This window comes from Leptospira wolbachii serovar Codice str. CDC (assembly GCF_000332515.2).
Classification (GTDB): Bacteria; Spirochaetota; Leptospiria; order Leptospirales; family Leptospiraceae; genus Leptospira_A; species Leptospira_A wolbachii.
On sequence record NZ_AOGZ02000001.1, the window covers coordinates 298,735 to 317,975 of the forward strand.

The 19,241-nt window shown below is 38.9% G+C and carries 15 protein-coding genes and 1 rRNA gene; 9 read left to right on the plus strand and 7 right to left on the minus strand.

All coding sequences use genetic code 11. The features are described 5' to 3' along the window. Positions 1 to 52: 52 nt before the first annotated feature. Entirely contained in the window at positions 53 to 439 is a 387-nt protein-coding gene (locus LEP1GSC195_RS01400) for a hypothetical protein (protein ID WP_015679537.1), read from the plus strand. Between the two features lie 65 nt (positions 440 to 504). Here the strand turns inward: LEP1GSC195_RS01400 and LEP1GSC195_RS01405 are convergent, their stop codons facing one another. Continuing rightward, positions 505 to 1,176: a DUF2461 domain-containing protein gene (locus LEP1GSC195_RS01405; RefSeq protein ID WP_015679548.1), complete on the minus strand. Its 672-nt coding sequence runs from the start codon at positions 1,174 to 1,176 to the stop codon at positions 505 to 507. 155 nt (positions 1,177 to 1,331) lie between these two features. Continuing rightward, positions 1,332 to 2,318 carry a DUF5692 family protein gene (locus tag LEP1GSC195_RS01410; RefSeq protein WP_015679634.1) on the minus strand — a complete coding sequence of 329 codons (987 nt, stop codon included), beginning with the start codon at positions 2,316 to 2,318 and terminating at the stop codon, positions 1,332 to 1,334. A 410-nt stretch (positions 2,319 to 2,728) separates the two neighbouring features. On the opposite strand from LEP1GSC195_RS01410, the gene LEP1GSC195_RS01415 reads away from it, so the two are divergent. Next, the gene (locus LEP1GSC195_RS01415) at positions 2,729 to 2,992 is read left to right on the plus strand and encodes an RNA recognition motif domain-containing protein (protein WP_040506173.1); all 264 of its coding nucleotides are present in this window, start codon (positions 2,729 to 2,731) and stop codon (positions 2,990 to 2,992) included. A gap of 253 nt (positions 2,993 to 3,245) precedes the next feature. Here the strand turns inward: LEP1GSC195_RS01415 and LEP1GSC195_RS01420 are convergent, their stop codons facing one another. After that, entirely contained in the window at positions 3,246 to 3,689 is a 444-nt protein-coding gene (locus tag LEP1GSC195_RS01420) for a MarR family winged helix-turn-helix transcriptional regulator (RefSeq protein ID WP_015679718.1), read from the minus strand. Positions 3,690 to 3,812: 123 nt separating this feature from the next. Here LEP1GSC195_RS01420 and LEP1GSC195_RS01425 point away from each other — a divergent pair, with 123 nt between their 5' ends. After that, positions 3,813 to 4,295 carry a hypothetical protein gene (locus LEP1GSC195_RS01425; RefSeq protein WP_015679679.1) on the plus strand — a complete coding sequence of 161 codons (483 nt, stop codon included), beginning with the start codon at positions 3,813 to 3,815 and terminating at the stop codon, positions 4,293 to 4,295. 156 nt (positions 4,296 to 4,451) lie between these two features. Here LEP1GSC195_RS01425 and LEP1GSC195_RS01430 read toward each other — a convergent pair whose 3' ends face one another. Next, entirely contained in the window at positions 4,452 to 5,045 is a 594-nt protein-coding gene (locus tag LEP1GSC195_RS01430) for a hypothetical protein (protein WP_015679735.1), read from the minus strand. A 275-nt stretch (positions 5,046 to 5,320) separates the two neighbouring features. Between LEP1GSC195_RS01430 and LEP1GSC195_RS01435 the strand changes: the two genes are divergently transcribed. After that, complete coding sequence (locus tag LEP1GSC195_RS01435; RefSeq protein WP_015679481.1) at positions 5,321 to 6,127, plus strand: hypothetical protein; 807 nt, start codon at positions 5,321 to 5,323, stop codon at positions 6,125 to 6,127. A 209-nt stretch (positions 6,128 to 6,336) separates the two neighbouring features. Further along, complete coding sequence (locus LEP1GSC195_RS01440; protein ID WP_015679554.1) at positions 6,337 to 8,655, plus strand: cyclic nucleotide-binding domain-containing protein; 2,319 nt, start codon at positions 6,337 to 6,339, stop codon at positions 8,653 to 8,655. Here the strand turns inward: LEP1GSC195_RS01440 and LEP1GSC195_RS01445 are convergent. Further along, entirely contained in the window at positions 8,652 to 9,263 is a 612-nt protein-coding gene (locus LEP1GSC195_RS01445) for a hypothetical protein (protein WP_015679730.1), read from the minus strand. The two genes, LEP1GSC195_RS01440 and LEP1GSC195_RS01445, sit on opposite strands and share 4 nt — an antisense overlap. Before the next feature lie 133 nt (positions 9,264 to 9,396). Between LEP1GSC195_RS01445 and LEP1GSC195_RS01450 the strand changes: the two genes are divergently transcribed. From LEP1GSC195_RS01450 to LEP1GSC195_RS01465, 4 genes are all read left to right on the plus strand, one after another. Then, complete coding sequence (locus LEP1GSC195_RS01450) at positions 9,397 to 12,048, plus strand: class I SAM-dependent DNA methyltransferase (protein WP_015679532.1); 2,652 nt, start codon at positions 9,397 to 9,399, stop codon at positions 12,046 to 12,048. Beyond that, a complete protein-coding gene (locus tag LEP1GSC195_RS01455) occupies positions 12,038 to 12,904 on the plus strand; it encodes a BRO-N domain-containing protein (RefSeq protein ID WP_015679742.1) in 867 nt (288 codons plus the stop codon). The genes LEP1GSC195_RS01450 and LEP1GSC195_RS01455 overlap by 11 nt, the downstream gene beginning before the upstream one ends. Positions 12,905 to 12,906: 2 nt before the next feature. After that, a complete protein-coding gene (locus LEP1GSC195_RS01460) occupies positions 12,907 to 14,700 on the plus strand; it encodes a DEAD/DEAH box helicase (protein WP_015679733.1) in 1,794 nt (597 codons plus the stop codon). Between the two features lie 124 nt (positions 14,701 to 14,824). Beyond that, on the plus strand, positions 14,825 to 16,024 hold the full coding sequence (locus tag LEP1GSC195_RS01465; RefSeq protein ID WP_015679674.1) for a GIY-YIG nuclease family protein: 1,200 nt from the start codon (positions 14,825 to 14,827) through the stop codon (positions 16,022 to 16,024). Positions 16,025 to 16,165: 141 nt separating this feature from the next. Here LEP1GSC195_RS01465 and LEP1GSC195_RS19325 read toward each other — a convergent pair whose 3' ends face one another. Further along, the gene (locus LEP1GSC195_RS19325) at positions 16,166 to 18,733 is read right to left on the minus strand and encodes an HD domain-containing protein (protein ID WP_015679701.1); all 2,568 of its coding nucleotides are present in this window, start codon (positions 18,731 to 18,733) and stop codon (positions 16,166 to 16,168) included. A 372-nt stretch (positions 18,734 to 19,105) separates the two neighbouring features. Beyond that, positions 19,106 to 19,241: ribosomal RNA gene (locus LEP1GSC195_RS01475) — 23S ribosomal RNA — on the minus strand; the annotation flags it as partial.

Sequence of the window (19,241 nt, forward strand, 5' to 3'; positions counted from 1 at the left end):
ACTCTCGCATTTTTACAATTTTCTGTTTCATTTAACTTCGAGGTATTTTCAAATGAATTTTATTTTTTCCAATATAAAATGGATTATGCTCGTTTCAGGGATCATTACTTGTTCCATGATCCTGTCCGCACTCCATCCCAGTTTAGGACTTATGTTAACCTTTGGAGAAACTCTCAGTGGTGATCTATCTAATATCATTGTTCGGAATTGGGGAGCCCTGATAGCCCTCGTTGGAGGGATGCTTGTCTATGGAGCGTATAACGAACAAAACCGCAATTTAGTTCTAGTAGTTGCATCAATTAGCAAAAGTATTTTTGTTCTACTCAATCTTATTTATGGAAGTGCTTACTTTGCAAAATCAGGTGTTGCTTTAGTATTCGATTCTGTTCTTGTCATTATTTTTGTTTTATACCTTATTTTGCATAAATCAAAAAAATAGAACAAGATAACGATAACCTTAAGATAAGATACCAAACAATGGATGGGTAAAAAATATTTCTGTCTTCATTTATTTTTATCCATCGCCTCTTCCAAAAATTGATTCAAAGGATATAAGATCCGAAATGATTTCACCGTTTCCTTTCCGAAGTCATCAGAAGTTAAGTCGGCATTTTTTATTTTTTTGGCAACAGCGAAACCTTTGTATTTTAGTAAGTCGATCATTGGATGATCCTTAGCAAAACCTTTCGGTGCCGTTTTTAATTTTTCAGCATAAAACTCTGTTCCAAAATCTTGAACAAACTTACGGTCATCCAAAATCTTTTTGATAGTTTTTGAATCTGTAATGATCCTCTCTCTTATATTATATAATGATTTTGGATCAGGTTGGTAACAACCACCACCGATTAAGGATTCGTTCGGCTCTATATGCAGATAATAACCAGTACCTTCAATTTTTTTGCCTCCACCTCTTATGAAAATTCCAAAGTGAGTTTTATATGGGCTTTTGTCCTTGGAAAATCGCACGTCCTTATAGATTCTAAAAATACAGGACTTAGGATCGACACCCTTTACACTTTTATCGAACTTTTCAATTTCTGCTAAAAAATATCCGGTCAAAACCACCAGCTCACTTTGGATTTCACTAAACCGATCTTTGTTTTCGATAAACCAGTTTCGGTTGTTATTCAATTTTAAATCAGATAAGAACTTTAAAATATTTTTACTAATTTTCACTTCCAGCCGATCTCCTTACCAGTAAATGATTCGTTTGGATTCATCTTTTTAATGCAACCGGGTTTTTCCGGACTGCGTTGACACTCCGTCCCCCGCCATCTAACTATGGCAGGTGACCAAGCCCTACAAATTCCTATTGTAAGAAAAATGTTTTGTTATTCAGCAAGTGACTTAATGGTTTTATACTCGCTTAAGTCAGTGAATATCTCAGTTGTGTATGGATTTCGTTTTGTTTTTACCCATTTATACACCATATAACCGAATACAGCCACATTGGTAACTAAGGCAATCGCAGAAACCGAGTTATAGATCCATGGTTGGTATGTAGAACGAACTACATAGGCACCAGAATCTAGAAATGCTGGAAATGTCTGAGCAAACATACACCAAATAGCAAGTGTTTGTGCCCGGTGTTGTAGCCATGCTCCTTTTCCGATGGTGAATGCACAAAGTGTCGGAGCAACTAATAGTGCCAAACCTGCATACCAAGAATGTGTCGGAATACAATTGTATGTATAAGAAAAGTTCCATAGATCGTAAGCGATGATCCAAAACCAAAGCATATCTGGCCAAAGCATATCTCGACTTTTATCTGACTTCGTTTCTTTTCGGATTACGATCCCAAACCAACCAGTGATTGTGACGGTATTTAGAATACCTGCCATGGCGTTCATATAGTTCCAAGGTCCACCAATGACGCCAGTACCCTCGCCCTCGATGGGCCCAGAAAAATTATTCCAATAGATTTTGCCGACTTGGAAATCACGAGTGACCGCTTCGATGATATTCACTGCTAGAATTAAAGCGGGGAAAATTAGTGCCAGTTTAACATCCGCTAATCGCCAAGTTACCTTACCATTGGCATCCTTTTTCTGAATATGTCGAATCGCCCAAAAGATAATACAACCTGCAGTTGCAGAATATACTTTTACGAGGTGAAACCAATCAGTATAGGTTTGTTCCTTCATAAAGAAAAACCAGAGAATGGACAGAAATGTAGGAAGGATGATAAAGCTAAAAAAGCCTGCCCATTTCCATCTTCTTGCAAATTCGTTAAAAATAAACAATGCTGCAAATACAAGCAGCCATATCCCCAATCCCTGAGCAGTTGTCGTGCCCGCAGCTGAATTAAAAGTCCACATAGTCAAAAACTCCTGTCGATTCAGATCCTATATTTCACAAATTACACAACCATTATGACCATCCAGTCAACGAAAAGTCAAGAAATCTTATGTGACAATTTTTGAGTGAACAGGGGTTTTACAGGATCCAACCATCTAATTACCTGTATTTATTTCACAAAAAACATTTGTTAATCGATATTTTTAAGATTTTCCTTGCTAAAGAAATGAAGGTACCGTTTAATGGTAATAGATTCGTAGCATTATCGTTTATTTAACCACTAGAGTAGTCCCCACTTTCTTGCATTCTGATCTCTTTCTTAAGTTTTCCCCTGCATTTTCGTTGAGTTTTTACCCGATCTCCCGTATGGGTTAGTTGTATTTAAATTTGCAATTTTGAAGAATCAAAAATAAACTTTTGAGGACATCACATGTCAGTAAACATATACGTAGGTAACCTTTCTTATGAAATGACGGAAGGAAAGTTAAATGAACTTTTTTCCGCACACGGAGCAGTTACATCTGCAAAAATCATTATGGACCAGTATTCTGGTAATTCTAAAGGTTTCGGTTTTATCGAAATGAAAGAACGTAGCGATGCAGATAAAGCAATTAGCGATTTGAATGGAAAAAACATTCTAAACCGCGAAATGAAAGTGAACATCGCAAAACCAAAAACAAACAACTGGAACTAACTTCCTATTAATTTTTTGATTTCAGTCTTAAGGATACAATATTCTAAGGCTGGGATCAGAAAATGGAAACTTACCTGATTTTCTTCACTGATTTTGATTCCACATCTAATTCGAAAATTCCCTAACAATTACATGAACCACAACCGCATAACTACCAGCAGTTGAAAGGTCATCAATTAGAACACCTTTCCTAACTACTATAAACCATCTACAAAACCAAACCGGTGATAATAAATCGTTAGGTCTGCCCGCACTACTCCAAGTTATTGACTACACGTTGCAGTAAAGTGATCAACATCGAACGTTCGTCATCTGTAAATCCTTCTGACGCCTGTTTGGCGACTTCCATCATTTGTCCCTTCACAGCCGGAAGGCGTTTTTTGGCTTTAGCTGACAGAGAAATGTAACTGGCACGTTTGTCTGTGGGGTGTGCCCCACGCAGAATCAGCCCATCCCGTTCCATACGCACAAGTAGCGCCGCCATCGTAGGTTGCTCTACATTTGCCATTTCAGCGAGCTGCTTTTGTAATAGTGCACCATTCTCTTCGAGTGCTGTCAGAACAGGTAGGTAGGCCATACCAAAATCGAACGGTCGCAGCTTTTGTTCAAAATGCCACATAAGCAATCGAGACGCTTGGTTGACCCAAAAAGTAGGAGTGGACTCCGGTTTCCAAAAAAAATCTTCTTTATTTTTCATAGCATGCTATATATATTACCTAAATACAAACATCGGGACTGACTTGTGATTTTTCAAGTTCCCTGCCCTGTAACGGAAAGAGAACAAAAAGTCACCACATCACCCCATAAGAGGAATTTTCAAATGAGTTTACTATATGATCACTACATTAGTTTTTTTGCCATCCTTTCCTGTTTAGGATGGATTAGTATGTTTGTTGCCAAAAAAAGCGGACAACTCTGGCTCGGAAACTGTATGGGCATTGTTTATCACATTGCTCTGGCTCCTGTAATCCAAGCCCTTCCGGCCCCTGAATTTGTTCGGATGGCAGGATATACATGGATTTTTTGTGATGCCTTGATTGATGTTGCTTCCATCAACAGCATGAGTGAAAAGAATGCTTGGGCATTACGAATGGGGGTACATATACCTGCCACAATTTGGATCATCGGTAGTTCTATCAGTATGGCGCCAGTCCCACGTTCAGTTGGAATCGTGTTAGGCATCTTACTGGCATTACACGCAATCTTTGGGCCTAAAATTCCTGATTCAAAATTTAAGTTATTCATCTTCGTATTACCGCTGATGACTTTATGGCTTACACTCATTGCATACCATTCTTTTTAATATTATTTTTGAATTCTTGGGGTGCTCCCAATGGTATTGGCGTTTTCCAATCATAGAGTAGATGGGTTGGGCTACACCGGGGTCCGCTTTCGTCCACCTAACGGTGGACTATAAGCCCTGCGTATCCTCAGGGCGCAAGACTTCGTCCAAACAATTTCACTGGAAGGCTTCTTCTAGTGACTTAAACACGTCTCGACTAACACCTACTGGCATAAAAAATCCAATGGAATTTACCGGTTGGGAAGACCCGCCGTAAATTTCAATCGCCACCGAGGTTTGGGATGATTCTGCAATTAATATCTCTTGGAATTTAGGATACACTTTGGTGGGGGCCAAAAAATATGATAAAAAATTCTTAAAAGGAAAAGAAGCACTGAGTCCATCCATTCTGGGAATAGAAAAAGTTTTAAACTTAAGAGAAACTTGTTTCTTTTGTTCAAAAGAAAGCCCTTCGAACCGACACCCAAGAACAGATCGTAACTTCGCCTGCTCCGTATCAGGTCCGTCCAAATAAATGGCTAGGCTATCGCAATTGGTAATCCCTACCGACTCCCATTCTTTTTGAAAACGATCCCAACTGTTTCCAATATCTTTATAAGCTCCCTTATGCGTTACATAGTAAATCTCTGTGGGACCAAAAGACTCTTTACTCACGGTCACTTGCCCAAACCCACCCATATAACCATAAAAGGCGAACCCAAACAAAACCAAGACGGCAATAGTGATACCAATATTTTTTCCCTTTTTCATATCTTTCTCCTTGGCTTTTATTAAATGCTAAAACAAAAAAATACAATTAGAATTTTAAAATAGGAAAAGGATGAAATGTAAAACAGGGCTTAATCCCTGATTCATCAAAAAAACTGGCACTCAACTCAAGAAGATCCTAACTTCATTTTGGTGATTTAGTCACAATCTCAGCTAGTTAAATTAATTTTGAATTTTCCAATATATGTTCTTCTTGATTAAATGTTTTTTCAAAAAAATATTTGACAATTTTACAAAATAACAAGTTTTCATTGCAAATGGAAAAAAAAATTAAATTTCATAAGCTAACAAAACTTCTGCTCCTTATAACTCTCTTTTTGAACTTCACATGTGCAGCAGATGTAAGGTTACTAAATCCAATTGATTCGAATGAAGCAAAGAATCAAACACTAGTTGGGTTTATTATTTTAGATGACCTTAATAATGATGCACAAGATGCAAGTGCAATGATTCTCAAAGTGCATCCAATCCTTTCCACAGAAATGGTCATTTTTGATTGGCAATCAAAAACTCCGGTAGAAAATTTATCAAATGCTAAAAAACCAATGGTGACTGTGGAAGAAGATGGCGAAAAAGTCTCTTATACAAATCAACTTGTGACATCCACCCCTACCTTCATTCTAGATTCACGCAAAGATCATTATCTAGGATATATGCAGTGGGAACGATTCTGCAATCACTGTTCGAAACCAACTTCATATAGAATAAACTTAGAACCGCAAAAAAGTTTCTCAACCTTAAAAATCAAGGGGAAACCAGGTGAAATCGTTTTTTTAGGCATCTATCGGGTTAGCGTAACAAAAGAGGATTTCAATATTAATCAAATATTAACTAACCAAGCGAGAAAATTAGATTATGTCTTTGAGAGAATATCTCCCAATTCTCCATTTTGGCAAAAAGATTTCAGAGATTATTATATTTGGTCTAAGTTTGAAAAAGAATATGGTTACAATGAACGATCTGCAGAAATCAAATTTCTGAAAAATATTATTAATGGCCAACAAAAAGGATATTGGAAAGAGAAAGCCGAAAAAAGATTAAGTGAACTTTTGGCTGCGAAATAATAGAAAGAAAATTAAGGCTAGTTGTGGTTGTTGTTCCTTTATTTTATTTTGGAAGCAACGGAGTATTCAAAGTATAACTTAGCTTGTGTTTACTCCATTCTAATTGACTTCGTATTTTTTCAATTTTTAAAAAAAATAGAGTCGCCGTAAGGCCACCTAATTTCCCATAATCGACATTGTGTCGCGATTATCATGATCCCAATTGATTTTTGGGAATTGGATCGTGGAACAACCGTTACCAAGTCACTATGTGGTCAAAGACAACCGCCCCATCAATTAAAGAAATCATTGCAGGAACCGATTTATTCCTGAACCTCTCTTCCGAAACAAAAGAACACCTAGCAAGGTCGTTCCTTAAAGTCAAAGTGACAAAGAAAAAAGTTGTGATCAAACAAGGAGAACCTGGTGACGCACTATACCTTGTGGCAACCGGAAGTTTTAGCGTTTACGTCACAACAGATGGGAAAAAGCAGAAAGTAGGTGAGATTAAACCGGGAAGCTGCTTTGGCGAAGGCGCGCTTGTAACACGAGAGCCGCGAAACGCTACAGTGGTCTGCGATCAGTCTGGAACGGTCTACCACATTGGCCGCGAAGAGTTCACGCGTGCACTGAAAGATCGCCCGGAAGAACTAAAGGCTTTCATAAGGCTTATCAGTCGAAGGTCTCGCGCTTTACATAGAAGTGTATTTCGTCCCGAACCAAGACGTATCAAAGAACTCATTTCGTCAGTCTCACTATTCAGTGGTGTAGGAGCAAAACTCATCGCTGAGTTAGAGCCACAGATGGAATGGATATTTTTGCCTGGTGGCGAGACGCTCATGCGACAGGGCGACAAAGCCGACGGTATGTATGTCGTCGTGAACGGAAGTCTCGTTTATGAAGTGAGAAATCATGAGAACCTCATCGTTTCGACTGGATATTTTTCCAAAGGTGACATCATCGGTGAGATAGCACTTTTGACTGGTGAACCCCGAACCGCGACTGTTGTCGCAACACTCTCCTGTGAAATTGTGAAAATCAGTAATGCTGCATTTGAGGCCGTCTTTTCCAAACATCCCCCAAGTATGTTTGCCATCACCAAACTGATCGCAGAACGGTTCACAAACGACAGAATGGGGAAACGAATGGTCAAACAGGCAAGGAGTATCATCACACTCTTTCCGCTTCAGAAAGATCTATCAGTTCGCAATTTTGCCCTGAGCCTTGCACAAGCTCTGAAAAAAATCGGACGCACCTCAATCATCGAAAGTCGCGACTTTAAAAAACGCATTGGCAACAGGGAGTATGCAGTTTCAGACTTACTCGAATCGCTCTATCACCTGCAGGACTCCCATGAATTCCTGATTCTTTGTCCTGACTTTGAAGACAAACTTTGGACAGAGACGATACTGCACCATACTAATCGTATTTTATTGTTAAGCGATGCAAACAAAGCGGGTGGGCTTACCTCTGAAGAGATACGTTTTCTCGGAGATTCCGATGAAACCTTTGGTCCCGTGCGGGAACTTGTGTTACTCTATTCAAACCCGAACCAGAAGCCAACAAATACTGCAAACCTAACACGAATTAGAAAAACGGATACCGTCAGACATATTCGCACTTATAGTAGTCATGGTTTTGAAAGTCTATCCCGGTTTATCACTGGTCGTTCGGTGGGACTTGCCTTAGGTGGTGGCGGTGCCAAGGGGCTTGCCCACATCGGACTTTTAAAAGCCATGCAGGAAGAAAACATACCCATCGACATGATTGGTGGCACGAGTGCAGGCGCCCTTATGGCGAGCATCTATGCAATGGGTTACGATGCACCCGAATTAGAACGTGTAGCCAAGGCACTCATGAGCGACAAAAAGACACTCAACGACTACACGATTCCGACTGTCTCACTCATTCGTGGTAAAAAATTCAACACAGTGATCAAAAATTTCGTTGGCGAAACTATGATCGAAGATCTCTGGCTTCCTTATTTTTCCGTGGCAACGAGCCTGACCAAAGCCCAAAAGGTGATCTTCGATCGTGGCCCTGTGTGGAAAGCACTGCGTGCTTCTGCATCGATTCCTGGCATTTTACCACCGTTCTACGAAAAAAACGAACTACTCGTCGATGGTGCCATGCTCGATAACATTCCAGGAGCGGTAATGCGAGAGAGGGGCGCCGATTTTGTGATTTCTGTAGCACTCTCCTCAGAGGGAGATTCCACGGCAGACGAAGTATTTAGTGGCATATATGAAGCAAATAATTCGGGAGCACTTCCCTCTGCGCTACGTATTTTATTCAAACGGATCATCGGCAAAGCGCAGAAGCAAAAAGACGTCCCGGGCCTATTAAGCTTACTGATGCGTGCGACATTTGTCGCTTCCGATGCGGCCAAAGCAAGGGCGAAGACCGAGTCAGATATTTTTGCCGAGTTGCCAGTAGAACAATATGGCCTTTTCGACTGGAAGAAATTCTACGAACTAGTGGATATCGGATACCAGTATGGCAAGACCCATGCCAAAAGTTGGAAGAAACAACTTGGGATAAGGGGTTAGGCTTCTATTTGAATCGGATACAATAAATCAATTAGTTTCATTTTTTGTTTATAATATTCAGAAGTATAATCATAATGATTTCCAAATAAGTTATCTAACTTTCCTGAATTATCTCTGTTTGTATAGATGATGTCTTCAATCTCACGCCTACGACTTTCTAAGTTTGGATCGATATCTTTCCTATGAGTAATCATCACCTTTACAATTTTCTTTTCTAAGATGTCTACTTTATTGAAGACATATTCAGTTACATTGAATTTGTTTTTGCGTTTGATAAACCAGCGAATCGCATCAGGGTATTTTGCCACTAGCTTTCGGTATTCCCCTTTATCCAAGGAAATTGGGTTAGGTTCCATTTGTTGGACTTTTTTTAAATGTTTCACTCGTTTGGTTTTAGAAAACGCTTCAATAATATATTGATATACCTCTTTGTATTTGGAAGTTTGTAACTTCAGTGACCAAACCAATCCATAAGAATGGAATATAGGTTTTTTCAATTCAATCAAAGGTAGAGAATTAATTTTATCTCGAATTTTGGAAAGTTCCCGATCCAAACGCAACAATTCTTTTTCTTTTGTTTTGATTGTGATTTTCCGTTCTACTCTCATACTCTAATTTTATATCGAACTTAGAATCAATGTCTAAATAGGCAGAAATATTTATTTTTCCTGTTTTTCATACAAGAGCGTTTTTTACTTTGTTTTGTCCCACCGCCAGCTTATACTTGTTCTAATACTATCTATGAACATTGCCCAAATCGAAAGCAACTTGCAAAAAATAAACAAAACTTTGAAAAAGGAGACTTTTATTTTTGATCTGCTTCTCGCTTATGGAACACCCAAAGCCACCATCGCTCGGCTGCAAAAAGACGGAGGGCTTAATTTAACCAAAGTAGAGGATGAACTCCTTTGGAAAAAAAAGTTATATTTCAGACCTGTTTTGAAAAAAGAAGACCTACCTTCTCTAGAAGAGATGAAACAGATCGGAAAAAAAACGAAACACGAGCCCAGGTTCCTCATCCAAACTGATTACCAAACACTTCTGGCAGTGGACCAAACGACAAGTGATTCGCTTGAGATTCCTTTGATAGACTTACCAAAACATTTTGATTTTTTCCTTCCACTCGCCGGAATGGAAAAGGCAAAACACCAAAACGAAAACCCGGCCGATGTCAAAGCCGCTGAAAAAATGGCACGGCTTTATGATGAACTGAGTAAAATCAATACCATCAAAACAAAAGAAGAAACTCATAACTTAAATGTGTTTTTGTCCCGCCTCCTCTTTTGTTTTTTTGCAGAAGACACAAATATTTTCCAACCCAGTCAATTTACAAACGCCATCAGCAGTCACACACAGGAGGACGGTAGTGACTTACATACGTATCTAGATGCTTTATTTCTCATTCTCAATACCGAAGTTCGTAAAACACAGGCAAACTACCTGAAAGATTTTCCCTATGTGAATGGCGGATTGTTTCGTAACAATTTTTCAGCACCTCACTTCAACAAACGAAGTAGGTTACTCCTCATTGAATGTGGGGAACTCGATTGGAGTGCCATCAACCCCGATATCTTTGGTTCCATGATGCAGGCAGTCGTCTCTGAAAAAGAAAGAGATGGGATGGGAATGCACTACACAAGTGTACCTAACATCATGAAGGTGATCGAGCCCCTGTTTCTCACGGAACTCTATGAAGAATTTGCCTCTGCCAAATCCAATACAAAAAAGCTCATGGCACTTCTCGAACGCCTCTGGAAGATCAAAATCTTTGACCCGGCCTGCGGGAGTGGGAACTTTCTCATCATCGCCTACAAAGAACTTCGTATCCTCGAGATGAAAATTTTCGGGAAACTAAACTACCACGGTTTTTCCAAAATCAGCCTCAGCAATTTTTATGGAATCGAACTCGACGACTTTGCGCACGAAATCGCTATGCTCTCTTTATGGCTTGCCGAACACCAAATGAACCAACGTTTTTTGCAGGTGTTCAAAACCGTCAAACCAGCGTTACCCCTCACTTCCACGGGAAATATTGTCCAAGGGAATGCCTGCCGTTTGGATTGGGAAACAGTCTGTCCCAAAGGAAAAGAGGATGAAATTTATATTTTGGGGAATCCGCCGTATGTGGGTGCGAGGATGCAAGATGAAAAACAGAAATCCGATATGAAACAGGTCTTTCATGAAAAACTAGAAGGATACAACGATTTAGACTACATTGCTAGTTGGTTTTTTAAAGGTGCTAATTTTATTAGAAATCATAACGCAAAATGTGCCTTTGTATCTACAAATTCAATTAGCCAAGGCTCTCAAGTATCTAATCTTTGGCCGAATATTTTAAAAGAAAATATAGAAATTGGTTTTGTTCATCAATCCTTTAAATGGATCAATAATGCGAAATCAAATGCTGCAGTAAGCGTAATTATTTTGGGCATGCGAAATGAAGACAGCAAACCAAAAATCATATTTAAAAATTCCATCAGAAATATCGTGAAAAATATTTCGCCTTACCTTACTGACACGGAAAGTAAATATATATTTGCAAGGCGTGACACTCTATCAAACGTACCATCAATGAACTTTGGTAGTATGCCTAATGACGGAGGTCATTTAATTTTATCAAAAGAAGAATACAATATAATAGCCGAGCACTATCCTAGCTCTCTAATTTTTTTTAAACGATTTATGGGCTCTCATGAATTCTTGAATAATATTGAAAGGTGGTGCATCTGGATTGATGACAATAATTTAAAAGAAGCGCTGAGGTTTGAATTTATTAGAGAAAGGATTGCTAAAGTAAAAAAACATAGATTGGCCAGTAATCGAGGAGCGACCAATAATTTAGCAAATGTTTCACATTGTTTCGCAGAAATTCGCTTTAAGAAAACAATGTCGATTATTGTTCCGGCAAATTCTTCTGAACGAAGAACTTATCTTCCCATTGGCTTTTTGAACGACAACACTGTAATTAGTAATTTAGCGAATGCTGTGTACAGCGCTGAATATTGGGTTTTTTCTATGATAACCTCAAAGATGCACATGACTTGGGTAAGGACAGTCGCTGGTAGACTAAAAACCGATTTCCGGTATTCAAACTCGCTTTGCTACAACACTTTCCCCTTTCCCAAAATCTCCGACAAACAAAAGAAAGAACTAGAAACCCATGTCTATCGCATCTTGGAAGAACGTGAAAGACATTCAGAAAAAACTCTGGCCCAGTTGTATGACCCAGACAAAATGCCCGAAGGTCTCCGCGAAGCCCACCACCAAAATGACCTAGCCATTGAAAGGTGTTATCGTTCCAAACCCTTCACCTCCGACGAAGAGCGGTTAGAGTATCTCTTCCAATTGTATGAGAAGATGGTCGCCGAGGAAAAAAAAGCAAATGGGAAATAAAGACAAATCTCAGATTCATTCATCGCTTGCCGTATTTGAAACCAAACAGGTTCGGACGCATTGGGATGAAACAGAAGAGAAATGGTATTTTGCCATTGTGGATGTGATTGAAGTCCTTACAGAAAGCAGTCGTCCCCGCAAGTATTGGAACGATTTGAAATCCAAATTAAAAAAGGAAGGAAGTGAGTTGTCCGATCAAATCGGACAACTGAAATTGAAAGCATCCGATGGAAAGATGTATATTACGGATGTGGCAAACACGGAACAGGTACTTCGTCTGATCCAATCGATCCCTTCACCCAAAGCCGAACCGTTTAAGCTTTGGCTTGCAAAAGTGGGATATGAACGGATGCAGGAAATTGCCGATCCTAGCCAAAGCATTGATCGAGGACGTGAAAATTGGCAGAAGTTAGGTCGCAGTGAAAAATGGATCCAACAGCGGATGACAGGCCAGGAAACTCGCAATAAATTAACCGACTATTGGAAACAGAGTGGTATTGAAAAAAAAGACGAGTTTGCCCTACTCACTAATATCATCCACGAGGAATGGACAGGCCTTTCTGTCAAAAAACACAAAGACCTAAAAGGTTTAAAGTCCCAAAATCTACGTGATCATATGAGCGAAGCGGAATTGATCTTTACCGCACTTGCGGAACTTTCCACTAGAAAAATTGCCGAAACAGAAGACGCCCAAGGTCTAGGAGAAAACGCAGTCGCAAGTAAGTTAGGTGGGGCAGTTGCCAAAAATGCTCGCACGGAATTAGAATCTAAAACCGGCAAAAGTGTTGTGACCGGTGAAAACTTTCTGGCTCCGAAAAAAGAAATAAAACAAATGAAATCGAAAAAGAAGAAATAAAAATGCCAGATATTGTTCACGTAACTTACGGCCATACAGGCAAAAGCTCTAAGGTCAATTCCATGGGGATGCGCGAGATGCAAGAAAAAGCATTTTTGGCTCGCGATGCACAGTATCTTCTCATCAAAGCCCCTCCAGCCTCTGGAAAATCAAGAGCGCTTATGTATGTCGCCTTAGATAAGTTAACCAACCAAGGATTAAAGAAAGTGATCGTTGCCGTGCCAGAAAAATCAATTGGCGGATCATTTGGCAAAACAAACTTAAAAAGCGGTGGTTTTTTTGCAGACTGGGAACCAAAGGACGAATACAATCTTTGCACCCCAGGAACAGATGGAAGTAAAAGCAAAGTCCAGGCATTCAAAAATTTCCTAAACAATAAAGAATCTATTTTAATATGTACTCACGCCACCCTACGCTTCGCCTTTGAGGAGTTAGATGAATCTAAATTTATAGATACAGTCCTCGCCATAGATGAATTCCACCACGTATCTTCTGACGGTGACAATCGACTCGGCGAGTTACTTCGTTCCATCATGGAAAAATCAAATGCCCATATCATTGCCATGACAGGGTCTTATTTTAGAGGAGATACCGCCCCAGTTCTCTCTCCAGAAGCAGAGGCAAAATTCACAAAAGTTTCTTACAATTACTATGAACAGTTAAATGGATATACTTACCTAAAAACACTGGGGATCGGATACCATTTTTACCAAGGCAAATACACTTCCGCGATCCTAGAAGTTTTGGATACAAACAAAAAGACCATCCTCCATATACCAAATGTTAACTCGGGTGAATCCACAAAGGATAAACACAACGAAGTGGATACGATCATTGATGCCATTGGATCTGTAACTAAAGTCGATCCACTTACAGGAGTTATTTTCGTAAAATCAAAAGACGGGAAAACGATCAAAGTTGCAGACCTTGTCAATGATACACCTTCTGATCGTGACAAAATCCAATCTTACCTTCGTAATATGAAATCTGTTGACGATATGGATTTGATCATTGCTCTTGGGATGGCGAAAGAAGGTTTTGATTGGCCTTACTGCGAACATGCACTCACCGTCGGATACAGAGGTTCTTTAACCGAAATCATCCAAATCATTGGTCGATGTACGAGAGATAGTGACAACAAAACCCATGCCCAATTTACAAACCTAATCGCCCAACCCGATGCCGCCGATGGTCAAGTGAAAATAGCAGTCAATAACATGCTAAAGGCGATTACAGCCTCTCTCCTTATGGAGCAGGTTCTAGCACCTAACTTTAAATTTAAAACAAAACTGTCTGATGAAGACAAACCAGAACCTGGCGAAATCAAAATCAGGGGATTTAAAACACCTAGTTCTAAACGGGTGCAAGACATCATCGAATCCGATCTAAACGATCTAAAAGCGACAATTTTGCAAGACGATACAATGATCAAAGCAATGCCAGGGAATGTGGATCCCGAGGTAATCAACAAGGTTCTAATACCAAAAATCATACAAATCAAATACCCTGAGCTTTCGGATGGGGAAGTGGAAGAATTACGCCAGCACGTGGTACTCGACTCTGTCTTTAAAAACGGTGAAACAAAAGAAGTTGGCGACAAACGATTCATCCGAATGGCAGACCGATTCGTTAATATCGATGACCTTCATATCGACTTAATCGACCAAATCAATCCCTTTCAAAAGGCATTTGAAATCTTATCAAAGTCTGTTACTTCTCAGGTATTGAAGGTAATCCAAGAAGCAATCGAGTCGACGAGAATGAAAATGGACTTTGAAGAAGCAAAAATTCTTTGACCTAAGATATTAGAATTTCGAAAACAATTCAACAGAGAACCCTCGTTAAATGCTACAGATACCTTAGAACAAAGAATGGCCCAGTGTATCATCTATCTCAAAGAAGAAAAACGAAAACAAACAAATGGATAAAAAAGATGTTTTAAAAGAGATTTTCGAAAACGATCCATTTGGGATCTTGACTGTCAAACAATCAAGTTCCTCATCTCAATCGGAAGAAGAAAGACTCCTAACTTCTTTCCAAGAAATCATCGCTTTTTATGAGGCAAATCATAGAGAACCTTCTCCTTCGGAAAATATCCAGGAACACCAACTCTACACTCGATTGAAAGGAATTCGTTCGAATCCAGATAAATGTGCCTCACTTGCAAAATTTGATTCACACGGCTTATTACAACAAAAACCGTTAGAAATCAATTCCTTCGATGATATCTTCAGTAGCGATTGTTTAGGTTTATTAAACGATGACTCGCAAGATATATTTACCTTCAAACATGTCCCTAAAGATTCAGAAAGAGCGAGCACCGACTTTGTCGCCAAACGCAAACCCTGCAAAAATTTTGGAGAATATGAAAATTTATTTAAAAACTGCCAACGAGAATTAAAGGAAAACAAACGAAAGCTCATTCCGTTCACAGAAAAAATCCTCCAACCAAAGGAATTCTATGTGCAAAACGGCGTTTTACTCTATTTAGAAAGTGTTCAATTCGAAAAAGAAGTCCAGGATTTCAAAAGTGGAAGTCGTGTGAGAAAAGACGGCAGAACGCGCATTATATTCGAGAACGGAACCGAATCCAATATGTTATATCGGTCTTTATACAAAGTTCTTCTCGCAAATGGACAAGCTGTTTCTGAAACAGATTCCCAGATGAACCAAGAATTTAATCAAAATTTTAATCATATAAACGAAGAAGACAAAGAAGAAGGATTCATTTACGTATTAAAATCCAAAAGCGAAAAACCAAACATCCGTGATATCTCAAATTTATACAAAATTGGTTTTACGAGGATTCCCATTGAAGAACGAATCAAAAATGCAATGAACGAACCTACTTATCTTATGGCAGACGTTCGCATTGTAAAAGTTTATAAATGTTATAACTTAAATCCCCAGAAACTAGAAAATCTTTTACATCGATTTTTCGGAAAGGTATGTTTGAACGTTGATGTTTTTGACTTAGATGGTCAGCGCCATACACCACGAGAATGGTTCATCGCGCCTTTGGATATACTCGATCAGGCAATTCACCTAATCATAACAGGCGAAATTTACAAATACCATTTTGATGAAAAAAAAGAGGAATTAAGTCTAAGAGAAGTATAAAAAATCCATTCTTTCTCATCACCCCACAAATAAAGAAAGCCCCACATCTTTCTGAATTAGGCATTTATATGACTCTGCCAGCAATAAAACCTGAATTTTGTTGCAGCAAGAGAAATTCCGTAGTTTTTTAAAACGGTCAATTTAATCATTAATTGTTGATTGAATGAATATTTCAATATAGTCATTCCTGTATCCGCTTGATTCGATATGTTCAGTTTTTATTCTAGATGTAGGCCCTAACTCATCGCGAATTTCTCTTAAAAAATTAAACAAAGGTTCCTTTGCCTCTAATACCAAACTTTCTATATTTTGCCCCAATCCAATGGCTCCTCGAAATTTGACGAGTGGGAAAACACGACTTTCATCCACACTTAGCCCTGTAATGATTGAAAGATTCTCTGCTGGCTTCCAAGAAAATTCATTCTCACTTTCTTCTGTTAATCTAATAAAAAAGACCCCATTATTTTTAACTTTACGTTTTAATTCCGAAAGTGATATAAATTCACGATTGCATATAAACATTGGTTGATTAGGATCAGGGACGTCATATGAAACAAATAAAGATTGTAATTCTATTTTTTCACCAATATTTCTACAAACTGCAAATGCTTTTGAGCGGACGCATTCAATCCATTCTTTATCTTGACTTAAATTGATTCTGGAGTGTCGATCTCTTGCTGCGTTAATTGCATTAGATTCAGCTACACCAAATATATTCTTAGTATGTTCAAAACCAATAAATATTCCTTTTTCATATACGGCAACTTTCGATTCATCTGAGTTATATGGAGAAATAAAACAACGACCACCCATTGGTGGCAATTCAGATAATTTAGTTAAAGTTGGGATGAATCTCTCATGTTTTTGGTCATTTTTAAATATAACATCATTAAAAAAATTTGCGAAAACTTCATTTGAACATTCTCTCCATTCAGGAAGACTAACTCTCTCAGTGCGTGAGTCTTTCTCCAATATAACGTTAATTGGTAAGGCACCACAAAGTAACCTTAATCTTTGAAACCAATTTTGATTAAAAAATGAATGCCGATGTTCATATCGGGATCTTATGCCATACTCCTGGGAAGGACTCGGATTTACTTTCTCATAAAAATCTTTGTCCAATTTAAGTCTGATTCGAGTAGTCCACTTGCTTGATTTCTCCCCGGAGGCAGCAGCTCTTAAAATTGGACGTGATTCAATCCCTTGTCGAAATTCTAGCACACGAGCTGCATCGATACCTTCATTAAATCTACGCGAACTAACAATGATTTCACTTGACCACATAAAAATAGAAAAAAAACCAATCCCATATCTCCCACGAAAACGATATGCTTCACTTTGAAGTCCAGGAAATTCAGCGCGTGCATATGAGGATTTCCAAAAAGAAAAACCAAAATCTAAAAGTGCTGTAGTAAGAACTCCTTCAGACATTCCTACTCCATTGTCATCAATTTCCATCATTGTTTCCGAGTCAGATTCAATAAACTTTATAGTAATTTTTCCATCGGAAATTAAAAATTCATCATCAATAAGTGTTCTTGCTTCAACTGCGTCAGCCGAGTTTTGAATAAGCTCACGAAGCGGTGAAAGTGGATTGTTGTATAAATCCTTTCCACCTAGTGTACGTGCTAGGTTAGGTACATTCGAAACCTTTAGATTTAATGGCAATGGACGCCATCCCTGTACTTCGATATACTGTGCTAGTGCATCTGCAGAGCCGGCACCCGCGACTCCATTGACACTAAATTTAGGAAGATTTTTTTTTAAAAGTAAATCATTGGAGTCGCGGAGTTCTCTGTCGATCATTTGTAATGTGTCGAAACAAAGATTCCAAGCGTTTGCTTCATCAACCAAAAAAGGACTTTTGGAGGTATATACAATACGCCCTTCGTGAACATGTGGCTGAGTAAGTTTGTTTTGGAATCGCCAATGCTCCATTGAATCAGTTCCGATTATCCTCAATGATGCTAAAAATTTTGGCGCTCTTCTATCATCTATCTGCATAGCGTCTACGCAACGAAGTAGTAAGGCTATTTTTAATAAGTCTACTTTCCAATCTTGTGGAAATCCAGAAAATGATCCTAGAGAGGCGATGAAATTTTTCGGAACATCGCTATTGTTCCAGTGATGACTATGTGCAATACGTCCGATTGACCTTCCATAATGATCTCTAAATTCGGTATCATCGATCAAAAACATCGAATTACCATCAATTTGTGATTCCCATTGTTGTAAGGCAAGCTCCTCAGCTTTACTTGCATGCTTGATTCGTAAGGTTTCATTTAAGGCAAATGCCTCTGCAGTTGTTGTACCGATTCTTGATAGATCTTTGCTTGAAAAATTTGTACGAAACTGAGCGATTGCGTCAGAATATTCAGGAGAACTTCTTATTTCATCAATTCCTCCTTTATAGGAACAAACAGTCATAGCGGAATCATGTAATAGGATTGCCCCTCCGAAAACAAAGGCTTCTGCAGGATTAAGAATAAAAGAGTCATCTGTTAAAATGTCTGCCATCTCCCACAGAGCATCCAAATGCGTCAGGTCATGGACCGTTAAACCTAGGGTATCAGTAGGAATATGTTGTATTAAATTGCCAACTCGCTCTCTAAATTTGAAATACGTTTGCCTTAAGCGTTCTCTGTGAGTATCAAATGAATCTCCTTGATTCGCGAGTGATCTTTTCCAAATTTTAGTTTCAGCGTACATTCAATTCTCCGGATAAAAAATAGACAATACCTACTTAACACATGTTAAAATGTAATTATTCCATATTTATTCATAAACTGCTAAAGTAGAAAACTGATTTTTATCTACATTTCCCTCCCAAAAACAAAAAAAGCCTCACATCTTTCGACGTAAGGCTCCTTCTTATCTTACTCTTCTTCAACTATATACGACAAAGGTTCTATTCTTCCCGATGAGGGAAAGCCAACCGCAACGACCCATAGGGAGTGAGGTTGGGACTTTTGCGGAGCGTAAGCTTAGCAAAAAGTCCATCGGCGCAGACCGCCAAACAGAACAAAGTAAAACAAACAACGCTTTCTATACATACACGAAGTTAATCGTGTATATTGTAATATGGTCAAGCCGATCGAGCGATTAGTATCACTTGGCTGAATCCATTACTGAACTTACACCTGTGACCTATCAACCAGGTCGTCTGCCTGGACTCTTCAGGGAGATCTTATCTTCAGGTGGGCTTCCCACTTATATG